Origin of the sequence: Methanosarcina spelaei (assembly GCF_002287235.1) — an archaeon.
GTDB classification, from domain to species: Archaea; Halobacteriota; Methanosarcinia; order Methanosarcinales; family Methanosarcinaceae; genus Methanosarcina; species Methanosarcina spelaei.
Map to the genome: position 1 here is coordinate 1 of NZ_LMVP01000095.1, position 8088 is coordinate 8088.

The following is an 8088-nucleotide window of genomic DNA, read 5'->3' on the forward strand; positions in this document are numbered from 1 at the left end:
GCAGCAGTTCAAAGAATGCTCTATTACCTAATCAGGATTATCAACCATTTTAAGAGTTGTTCCTGGATGACCTTCTTGACCTCCAGGGTTCTTTTCGCTCTTTTTACGGAGACTCTTGGGATTAGGTTTTCCTTTGACAAAAAAATCAGTAGAAGGAGGTTTACTGCTGTTTCTGCTATTTTGATTTAAGCGAGATTCTAAAACTTGCAATTTTTCACTAAGCTGTTTTATTTGAGATTCAAGACTCTCAATGTAAGTTGCAATAACTTCAGGATTTGAAGTACACAGAGCAAGAATCTCTTCACGTTTCATCAAAGATAGAAATGACTCATTGTAAATCCAATTTTTCCTCGAAAAGAGGAAAAATTGTGTAGCCCTAAAAAGGACTCAGTACCAAAATCCAGTGATGAACGTAGAATTAAAAATCACTAGATTTTGAAAATGGACACAATCCTTTGAATACATCCTCTTGATTGAAGTCTTTAGATATCGAATAGTGAGTTTATAGAAGAAAGAATTCTTCCCGCAAATTCAGTGTTTCAATCGAAAAATGCAAAAATCACTGGATTTTGGACCAGAGTCCTAAAAAGGCTACCTGAATAGTAACCAATTTTTAATAATATGCCATTATGATTTTTCTGAAAACTTTTAATTTCGAATGTAGAGTTAAGTATAGCTTAGGATACCTTTAGAATCAAGAATTTTTCTGGGAACCTGCATTAAAATCGGAATATTTGCCATGTATTACGTTTGACCTGTCATTTTTTCGTCTTGTGGTTCTTAACTCAGACTCTTCTCCAATTTGGGGGATATTCAGGATATGGAGTTGTGGGGCTCTGATGCCGTTTTTTCCAAACTCGGTCCAGGCTCTTGTATGTACATCCGATTCGAACTCAAATTCATCTCTAAGGTCGTTGACGTAAGCTTTGGCCCTCAGCCTGGTGTAAAATGGAAGGGACTTATGCAGCAAAATAACAGGGCTCGTTCTGGAGATATAGACATATTTTGAAGTCACAACCGTCTCTCTTAAAATCTTCATTGCAGCTTTCACATCTGATTCTGATGCAATATAGAGATCTATTACAATCATCATTTCCGAAGCGCCATAGTTCCCACTGGCAATGGCTTCATTAAAAATCAGGCTGTTTGGAGCCGTAACCGTATTATCGTCAGGTGTAACCAGTTTTGTTGCCCTTAAACCTATATCAGTAACCTCACCATAGTAGTTTCCAATGGAAATTTTGTCTCCTACCTGGTAAGGTTTTTCAAATGTAATTATAACTCCGCCGACAAAGTCCGCAAAAAGATCTTTTAACCCAAAGCCGACGGCTGCACCAATAAGTCCTGTCAGGAGAAACAGCTCCGGTCCGAATATATTTAATAATTCTGTCAGGAAGTAATAAAAAGCGACAATATAAATTCCAAACTTTACTGCAGGAATAACCATTTTTACTTTTATCCTGCCACTACGACTCATTTTTTCTGAAAGTTTTGATAGTAAGGCAGTAATAATTCTAGCAAATATGTATGCAACAAAGAAAGCCAGAATTATATTTACCAGGGTTTGGGTTTCTATAGATCTGATAGTCTCAAGAAGTTGCTCCCTGGTTGTATTTACGGAGTTTCCATCTACCATTTACCATACCAGCCTTAGCTTTTCCAGATATGTAATAACACTATGCAGGGCTTCGGGCCTTACTCGGAAGGAGTCATTTTCATCTTCAAAAACTAGTTCCTGATTTAGAAGTTGAAAGAGGACTTCATCCGTTTTTAACATAGAGCCTATTATGTCAACGATATCACTTTTTTTCAGACCCTGATATGAGAGAATGAGATTTAGAACAAAAGCCTCTTCTTGTTCAAGTTCTATATCGTACGAAAAGTTACCTACATCTTCCGGCTTTATGTGAGGATAATCAAGTGCAAGTTTCCAGATCCTTAGTGCAACGCCAGGGTTACCTTTTGATTCCAGGTGAATCCTTTCAAACACCCTGTGCTCAGCAGTTTTTTCTTTTCCTTCTTTTTTTTCTTTTTTTTCACTCAGAAGATATTTCTTAAGGTAATGAATATTTATCTTCAAGATCGGAATTGAAATTTTTTTACCTATAGCTGACAGTTCAATAGGATATTCAGTTATATATGCTACAGGCTCCTCATCGGACTCTCCACCATTGTTAAATATAATTTCTCCTTCTTCATATCTATTGAATATAAGCTGTTTAAGGTGCTCTTCACTGAAAGCAGGAACTACAATCTGCACTGGAAAGTATTTCTCAAGCTCAAAAACTTCTTTCAGGTATTTCCAGGAGTAAATATTCCAGGTAGTGATGAATATCCTGTTCTGAGAGCTAATCATGTCCAGAAATTCATAAAATATGTCAAAACCACCTGGTTTTCTCACATATAGGAAATGACAGTTATCAAAAAGTACTACTCTTTTTGTATCACCAGATAAGGAAATTTCCTTTTTATCCCGGACAACCTCAGAGAAAGTGATTTTTGTTGCTCTGCTTAAGTTTAGCTTTTCAATTTCCTTAATTAGAGTAGTTTTTCCACCAAAGAGCCCGGCTATAATAGCCACATTAAGTTTTTTTCCAACTTCAAAATCGGCAATCGCTTCCTGGATTTTTCCTATCTCATCGCGCATTCCGATAATCTCGCCAAAAACCATCTCATCGGTCTTATTACTGTTATCCTCCACCGCATCCCCTATTTAAATCTCGTATCTCCCTACTTAATATTTCATATATTATACTTAATCGTGTATCCCTGTTTAATATTTCAATATTTATACTTAACAGGCATCTCATAATCAAGACTACTAGTTCTGACAAGCTCTCTATACATTATTCTGAAATCAATAAATCAGATTGAGTTTTATAAATAGTCAAAAATGAATCAGTATAAATTTTGGAAGGTAGTAGAAGTCCTGAAACTGCTTCTTAAATTCAGATTACCCATTTCCTGATTTATCTTGATTATATTTTCCATAAAGTTTTGTAAAGTAAGTTGCAGTTATTCCGTGAAGCACGACTGACATGCATATTACCAGGCTAACAACCGGCCACAGTTCTTCTATTCCGGTTTGTCTCATTGAAAGTCTGACATAATAAAGAGCTGCTACTCCAATAGGCCCAAACCAGCCTGTAAAGAGAACATCAAGGCTGTTTTTTAGATTAGGTACAAGAGGTTTAATAGAAAAAAGAATGGGCGTTCGGTGCAGGATTAATATTAATAAAGCTAGCATTAAACCTTCCAATCCGAGTTTTCCCCACTCCTGCCATGGTAAAACAAGGCCAAGAAGTGTAAATATAGGAATCGTGAAAAAACGGTCCGAACCTTCAACTACACGTTTCTCATCTCGTCTCTCTTTTTCGGTTGATGTCGCGCTGAAGAACGCACCTGCAACAAAAACGGCAAGTATTCCATCGCTTCCAATGAGTTTTATACCTCCTAAGGTAAGGAACGTAAGGGAAAGAGTGTAAGCAACGTAAGAAGATTCATCAATAGTTTTTTTACTCTGTGCTTTTCTTAGTATGTGGCCTGCTGTATAGCCTATTAGAGCTCCCAAAATTACGGCAACTCCCACTTACCAGAAAAGGGTATTTATCACCCAGTGGTTCAGGGCTTCCTCCGGTCTGTGAGCCATCCATAGAATAGGAAGCAGTACGAAAGGATAAGCCAAACCATCATTAGAGCCGGATTCCACTGAGATTAAATCTCTTAGTCTTTCAGGTAGTTTATCTTTTGCTAATTGTCCGCTTACAATGGATACTGCAAGTATCGGATCTGTCGGAGTCATAATTGCGCCAAGCAATAAGGCTGTAAGAAAGTTGAAGTCAAGAAGCCAGTATACAAGCAGACTATTCATTATCCACATAAAAGGCATTATAATTCCAAGCATAGCTGCTATGGATCGCCAGTTTTTGATAATGTAGCTGGAAGGAACTCTTAATGCTACCCCCATTACACCGACAGCTAAGGACAGCCTGGCAGCTTCTTCTAAAATCCGAGGGTTAAAAAGCTTCAAATCCAGAAAATCAAAACCTGCCGAACTCAGCAAAACGCCAACTATTAGAGCTGCAAAGGGCTCTGAGAAGTTCCATTCTCTGATACGTCGAGAAATTACTCCTAGAAAAAAGACCAGTCCACCTATGATTACAAGGGCAATATTTATAATTTCCATTCATTCTGACCCCTTTAGACTGATATCTGATAAGCTACTGTCAATTTAAGTTAACCTGTTTTAGATTTTATAATAAGGTATGATGTAAAGTTCAAAAAGGTCAAAATTAAATGCTATCTATTTATATTAATACAAAATGGACTTTTCAGAACCAGTTTCACTACTTAAAAGTAAGGGAGATTAAGATACCATGCCTTTTGATCAATGAAGCGAACAGTCATCTCTTATCATTTTGATTTATTATTTTTGACTAAATTTTAAAAATTGAGAAAATAAAGGAAAGCAGAAAAAGGGAAAAAGAAGATCAAACTTTCTGTTTCTCACTCAGGTATAAAATGGAGTTTCTATTTCTTTCGACTGCCTTTTTCTCAGGCCACTCTTTACAGCCTGGTAATATTTCATGGTATCAGGAGTAACCGAAGGCCCCGTTTCAGCAATCGCTTGAAGGAAATGTTTCTGCTTCACCTCTTTAGCATGAAGGTCTTCCCGAAGTGCGTCTCTTCCTGCTTTTTTACACACAGCTGCAATGTCAGCACCTGTATATTGATCGGTCATGGGAACCAGTTTTTCAATATCTACATCCTCTGCAAGCGACATTTTAGAGGTCTGGACCTTAAAAATTTCCTTCCGAGCTCCCGCATCCGGAACCGGAACAAGAATTAACTCGTCAAAACGTCCGGGCCTTAGAAGAGCAGGATCTATGATATCAGGACGATTTGTTGCACCTATTACAACTACAGCTCTGAGTTCCTCAAGCCCGTCCATTTCGGAAAGCAGCTGATTCAGAATTCTGGCTGTAACCTGTGGCTCACCAACGGAAGCCCCTCGAATAGGCGCAAGAGAATCAAGCTCGTCCAGGAAAATAATTGAAGGAGCAACCTGCCTTGCCCGTGAAAAAACCTCGGCAATCCTTTTTTCCGATTCTCCGTACCACTTGGAAAGCAGATCGCTTCCTTTTGCGGTAATAAAGTTCGCTTCGGACTCATGGGCAATGGCTTTTGCAAGGAGAGTCTTTCCCGTACCCGGAGGACCATATAAAAGTACTCCTTTGGGAGCCTCAACTCCTATATCCCTGTACGACTCCGGACTTTTAAGGGGCCACTCCACGGCCTCCTTCAAAAGTTGTTTTACTCCCTCCAGGCCGCCTACATCTTCCCAGCTCACATTAGGAATTTCGATAAGGATTTCTCTTATAGCAGACGGCTGGACATCTTTCAAGGCATTTTCGAAGTCTTCCCTTGTGACCCGAAGTGTATCAAGGATCTCACTTGGAATTTCAGGTTCATTGAGGTTAATTTTCGGAAGAATCCGTCTCAAGGAACTCATTGCAGCTTCCCGGCAAAGTGCAGTAATGTCAGCTCCCACGAACCCATAAGTTATCTGAGCGAAGTCCATGAGATTTACGTTTTCGGCAAGTGGCATACCTCTTGTGTGGATCTGGAAGATCTCGAGCCTTCCTTCAGTGTCTGGAACCCTTAACTCAATCTCTCTATCAAATCTACCAGGGCGGCGAAGTGCCATATCAATTGCTTCAGGACGGTTGGTTGACCCTATCACAATCACGTTCTTGCGAGCCTTAAGCCCGTCCATCAGAGAGAGGAGTTGAGCTACAACTCTCCTTTCGACTTCTCCGGTTACCTCAGCCCTCTTAGGTGCAATGGAGTCGATTTCATCAAGGAAAATGATTGCAGGAGCGTTTTTCTCTGCTTCTTCAAAGACATCTCTGATCCCTTTTTCGGACTCACCGTAGTACTTGGACATAATTTCCGGACCATTGACTGAGATAAAGTAGGCGTCGGACTCATTTGCAACTGCTTTTGCAAGCATTGTCTTACCTGTTCCAGGCGGTCCGTAAAGCAGTACTCCTTTTGGAGCATCGATTCCCAGTCTATCAAAAAGTTCAGGGTGCTTCAAAGGTAATTCTATCATTTCTCTTATTTTGGTGATAGCGTCTTTAACCCCACCCAGATCCTCATACATGACTGTGGGAACATTCTGTTCAGGTGTTATTTCTGCAGCTTCGGGTAGGAGCTCAACCTCTGTCATATCTGTAATCTTTACTATCCCAGACGGGGAAGTGGAGATCACCTGTAACTTTATTTCTCCCAGCCCAAATGACTGTCCCATACCTGGACCAAAAAAGTCCTGAAAGAAATCCTCGAACATAATTCCTTTCCCAAAAGTCTCCCTCTCTCGGGACCGTCTCAAGCTTGTGGTGGAAATAAAATCACCCTTCGAAACCGTACGGTTCATGAATACGGCTTTAAGAGTTTCACTTGGAGCATAAATCTGCATGCCCTTAGCTACAGGCGCAAGAGTTACACTCTTTGCTTCTTTCCAGTCAGTTTTGCGAATGTCCACGTACTCCCCTATGCTAGTTTTTGCATTAATACGGATAAGCCCATCCATGCGGATAATATCAAGGCCCGAGTCGCTGGGATACGGACGCCCTATTAGGGCTGAAGTTGATTTTCCTCCTTTTATTTCAATAACGTCAAAGGGCTTAAGGCCCAGCTTTTCCCGGAAACTGTCGTCCACCCGGACAATTCCTTTTCCGACATCTCTTTGATCAGCTTCTGCGACTTTTAGTTTTGCAGTTATTTTTTCGTTGTCGGTCAAACAATACCCCCATTTTCATATCAAAAATTGATACTTGTTGAAAAAGACAATGTAATAATTTTTAAGTAATGCGGTAATTTTCAGGAATTATAGCAACTTTTAAGACAGCATAGTAATTTTTAAGATAGCATAGTAATTGTCGTTTCAAGATGAGAGCCATTTGGTTCTTACCTTTCATTCAGTAAAATCATAAATATTACCTTGTGGCCCAGAATTTTAAACTTCTTATTTTTAATAAAAACTCATTTAAGCATTCACGGCCTTATCAACGAAGGAACCGGTTTTTGTGTTCTATGTTTTAGAATGTACTTTTTATATTGTACTTTTTATATTGTACTTTTTATATTGTACTTTTTATATTGTACTTTTTTAAATCTATCTAAGAAAATTCTGAAAGTCGCTTTCTGCTTGATTTCCATCAGTAAACCTGATAAGGTCTTTTTTATTCGCAAGGTAACTGCTATTACTACAGTTAACTCTTTAACCTCGCGTGGACCTTTTTGATAAGCTCACCTCCCTAAAATCAGGTAGTGCTACCTTCTAGCCTGTTTCCCACCCTCCACTTTGTACTATATTAATAGTTATATAAAAAAGAATTCACTTAAAATGTTTGCCAGCAGATGATTTTTTTTTCGCCATAGTAACCTTTTGTTTTTTATTAGTGAACTTATCTCAAACAGAAATACCACTTATACTTCTTACTTAAGCAGTTTTCTTAATCATTGTCATTTAACTGCTTTTGAATATCTTCCGTAAAGTTCTGTGAAATAGGTTGCAGTTATCTCTTGAAACACAATTGACATGCATATTACAAGACTGAAAAGAGGCCAGAGTTCTTCTGTTCCGGTTTATATTATTAAAAACTGATCATAGTAAGAAGCTGTTACTTCTACGAGATTAAACCAGCTCGCAAAAAGGGAATCAAGAACTTTTAATATTCGCACAAGAAATTTAATAGGAAAAAACGGACAATAGTTATAGTTTACGGCTTGATCAGAGGAGATTTGCTTCACAGCTTGCTTGCAGGACTAAGTTTGAGCATGGCCCTTCTTCCCGAAGAGTTCTCGGTAGTTTTACTGATATTCCTTAGTATGGGAGCCTGGCGCCTGTCCAAAAGAGATGTCCTCGTACGTCGGATGCCTGCAATTGAGACGTTTGGGGCTTCAACCGTGCTATGCGCGGATAAGACAGGGACTTTAACCCAGAACCGGATGATTCTGAAATCTTTATTTCAGTCGAATACCCCGCTAGCTTGCTGCGGGGATGGAAACTTCCCCGGTAAC

At 39.2% G+C, this 8088-nt stretch carries 4 protein-coding genes and 2 pseudogenes; 1 reads left to right on the forward strand and 5 read right to left on the reverse strand.

Features of this window, described 5'->3' with window-relative positions:
- Positions 1-30: 30 nt before the first annotated feature.
- The 5 genes and pseudogenes from ASJ81_RS06620 to ASJ81_RS06640 all read right to left on the reverse strand — a co-directional run.
- Positions 31-315 (reverse strand): annotated as a pseudogene (locus tag ASJ81_RS06620) (DUF6444 domain-containing protein); the annotation flags it as partial.
- A 379-nt stretch (positions 316-694) separates the two neighbouring features.
- Entirely contained in the window at positions 695-1636 is a 942-nt protein-coding gene (locus ASJ81_RS06625; RefSeq protein ID WP_095643797.1) for a mechanosensitive ion channel family protein, read from the reverse strand.
- Positions 1637-2701: a hypothetical protein gene (locus ASJ81_RS06630; protein WP_245859878.1), complete on the reverse strand. Its 1065-nt coding sequence runs from the start codon at positions 2699-2701 to the stop codon at positions 1637-1639.
- Between the two features lie 252 nt (positions 2702-2953).
- Positions 2954-4186, reverse strand: a pseudogene (locus tag ASJ81_RS23595) (cation:proton antiporter domain-containing protein).
- Positions 4187-4510: 324 nt separating this feature from the next.
- On the reverse strand, positions 4511-6805 hold the full coding sequence (locus ASJ81_RS06640) for a CDC48 family AAA ATPase (protein ID WP_095643798.1): 2295 nt from the start codon (positions 6803-6805) through the stop codon (positions 4511-4513).
- A gap of 1034 nt (positions 6806-7839) precedes the next feature.
- On the opposite strand from ASJ81_RS06640, the gene ASJ81_RS06645 reads away from it, so the two are divergent.
- Positions 7840-8088, forward strand: a 249-nt coding sequence (locus ASJ81_RS06645; RefSeq protein ID WP_212556038.1) for a hypothetical protein, incomplete at its 3' end; no start/stop codon positions are given.